Here is a 2660-nt window from a genome sequence, read left to right as displayed (position 1 = left end):
GGGCCAGCGCGGTTCGCGCGACGCCGAGCGCGTCCGCGTCGATCGCGCCGGTCGCGGCGAGCGAGCGGCCGAGGCCCGCCATGACCTTCTCGTTGAACAGGGTCGCGGGCACGCGCGGCGGACCCTGCGTCACCACCAGCCGGATCGAGTTGGAGCCGATATCGATGATCGCGGCACGGGGGTGAGTGGTGGACGCGGGCTTGCGAAACAGGAGCGAGGTCAACGCCCCCGCCTCAGCGACAGGGTCGGGACATCGGCGCCCTCCAGCGCGGCGCCGCGACCGGACAGGCTGGGATTGGTGACGAAATAGCGGTGCAGGTTGAACGGCCGCTCGCCCGGCTCGACACGGGCATAGCCGCCATCGGCGCCGAGTTCCCAGCTCTGCTCGTTGTCGATCAGGTTGGCGACCATGACCTGATCGAGGATCTGCTCGTGCACCGTCGGGTTCTCGATCGGCAGCATGTACTCCACGCGCCGGTCGAAATTGCGCGGCATCCAGTCGGCGGACGAGATGAACAGCCGCGCGCGGTCGTTGGGCAGCAGCTCGCCCTGGCCGAACGCCCAGATGCGGCTATGCTCCAGGAACCGGCCGACCACCGACTTGACACGGATGCGCTCGGACAGGCCGGGCACGCCGGGGCGCAGGCAGCAGATCGCGCGCACGATCAGCTCGATCTCCACCCCCGCCCCGCTCGCCTCGTACAGCTTCTCGATGAGCGCGGGATCGACCAGTGCGTTCATCTTTGCCCAGATCGCCGCTGGCCGGCCGGCGCGGGCCTGCGCGATCTCGGCGTCGATCAGCGCGACGAGGCTTCGGCGCAAGTCGCGAGGGCTGAGGCCGACCTTCGTCATCGCGGTCGGCTCGACATAGCCGGTGATGTAGTTGAACATCTGCGTCGCGTCGCGGCCGATCGCCGGGTCGGCGGTGAAGAAGCTCAGGTCCGTGTAGATGCGCGCGGTGACCGGATGGTAGTTGCCGGTGCCGAAATGACAGTAGGTCCGAAACGCCCCGGCCTCGCGCCGGACGACCATGGCGACCTTGGCATGGGTCTTCCAGTCGATGAAGCCATACACGACCTGCACCCCCGCGCGCTCCAGCGCCGACGCCCAGTGCAGGTTCTGCTCCTCGTCGAAGCGCGCCTTGAGCTCGACCACGGCGGTGACCGACTTGCCCGCCTCGGCCGCCGCGATCAGCGCGTTGATGACGGCAGACTGTTTGCCGGCACGGTACAGCGTCTGCTTGATCGCGACCACGTCGGGGTCGTTCGCCGCCTGCTTGAGGAAGGCGAGCACGACGTCGAACGTCTCATAGGGATGGTGGACGACGATGTCCTTGGCGGCGATCGCCGCGAAGCAATTGCCGCCGAACTCGCGGATGCGCTCGGGAAAGCGCGGCGCGAAGGGCGGGAACTTCAGGTCGGGCCGATCCTCCTCGACCACGCGCTCCAGATCGCCAAGTCCCAGCAGCTGGCCGGATTCGGTGATGAGCGCCTGGGCGCCGCCTAGCTCCTCCTTGAGCACCGCCGCGAGCCCCGGCGCCGTACCGGTCTCCAGCTCCAGCCGGATGACGCGGCCGCGACGGCGGCGCTTGATGGCATTGGTGAAATAGCGGACCAGGTCCTCGGCTTCCTCCTCGATCTCGATGTCGCTGTCGCGCAGCACGCGGAAGGTGGCGCAGCCGACGACGCGGTAGCCGGGGAAGAGCACGGGCGCGAAGCGCTTCACCACCGCTTCGGCCGTGACGAACCGCGCCGGCTCGCCCGGCAGCCGGATGAAGCGCGCGGTGACGGCGGGCAGCATCACCAGCTCGCGGATCGGCTCGTCGTCCGACGCGCGGACCAGATCGAAGATCAGCGACAGGCCCTTGTTGGGGATAAACGGGAACGGATGCGCGGGGTCGAGCGCCTGTGGGGTCAGCGTCGGGAAGAGCTGATCGCGAAAATACTGCTCCAGCCAGACGGCGGTGGGCTCGTCCACCTCGTCGCGGCGCAGCACATGGAGGCCAGCCTCGTCCAGCCCGCTGCGCAGCGCCGCCCACACACGCTGCTGCGCGGCGACCAGCTCGTCGGCGGCGACGATCACGGCGGCGAGCTGCTGGCTGACGGTCAGCCCGTCGGCGGACAGGCGCTCCACCTCCTGCAGCTGCTGCCCCCTCAGCCCGGCGACGCGGACCATGAAGAACTCATCGAGGTTGGAGCCGGAAATGGACAGGAACCGCAGCCGTTCGAGCAGCGGATGCGCCAGGTTCTCCGCCTCCTCCAGCACGCGACGGTTGAAGGCGAGCCAGGACAGCTCGCGATTGAAATAGCGCTCGCCCGGCATCGCCTCGAACGCGTCGTCGTCCGGTTCGGTGAGCCGGGCAAGGTACGGGCGAGTGGTCATGCGTCCTCCGAACGCGCGCGGGCCGCGATCAGCCCCGCCGCCTCCAGCACGCCGCGCGCGAGCGGGATCGACAGGCGCCGCCGCGTCTCCAGCGCCTGCGCGTCGAGACTATCGACCGCGCGAATGACGGCTAGATGACTGCGCTCCAGCCGGGGCGCGATCCAGTCGATCAGGTCGGGCCGCGCGTCCAGCCCGCGCCGGTGGCATAGCTCGGCCAGCAGCGCGCGGACGAGCGCGTCGTCGGGCGGCCCGATCGTGGCGACGACGCCGGCGGCGAG

At 69.6% G+C, this 2660-nt stretch carries 2 protein-coding genes and 1 pseudogene; all 3 read right to left on the bottom strand.

The features are described from left to right. Nucleotides 1–223: pseudogene (locus tag HUU95_RS13800) on the bottom strand (Ppx/GppA family phosphatase); the annotation flags it as partial. Further along, nucleotides 220–2382: an RNA degradosome polyphosphate kinase gene (locus HUU95_RS13795; protein ID WP_174280629.1), complete on the bottom strand. Its 2163-nt coding sequence runs from the start codon at nucleotides 2380–2382 to the stop codon at nucleotides 220–222. The gene HUU95_RS13795 and the pseudogene HUU95_RS13800, both read right to left, overlap by 4 nt. Continuing rightward, nucleotides 2379–2660 (bottom strand): HdaA/DnaA family protein (locus HUU95_RS13790; protein WP_438827217.1); only part of this gene is annotated, 282 nt, incomplete at its 5' end. The genes HUU95_RS13795 and HUU95_RS13790, both read right to left, overlap by 4 nt.

The sequence above is a fragment of the Sphingomonas bacterium genome, assembly GCF_903643065.1.
Taxonomy (GTDB): domain Bacteria; phylum Pseudomonadota; class Alphaproteobacteria; order Sphingomonadales; family Sphingomonadaceae; genus Sphingomonas.
Note: the sequence above shows the minus strand (reverse complement) of the source record. Positions and strands in the feature narration are given on the sequence as shown.

Excerpts from the sequence above, each read along its gene's own strand:
- HUU95_RS13795 (WP_174280629.1), bottom strand. The coding sequence starts at position 2,382 with ATGACCACTCGCCCGTACCTTGCCCGGCTCACCGAACCGGACGACGAC.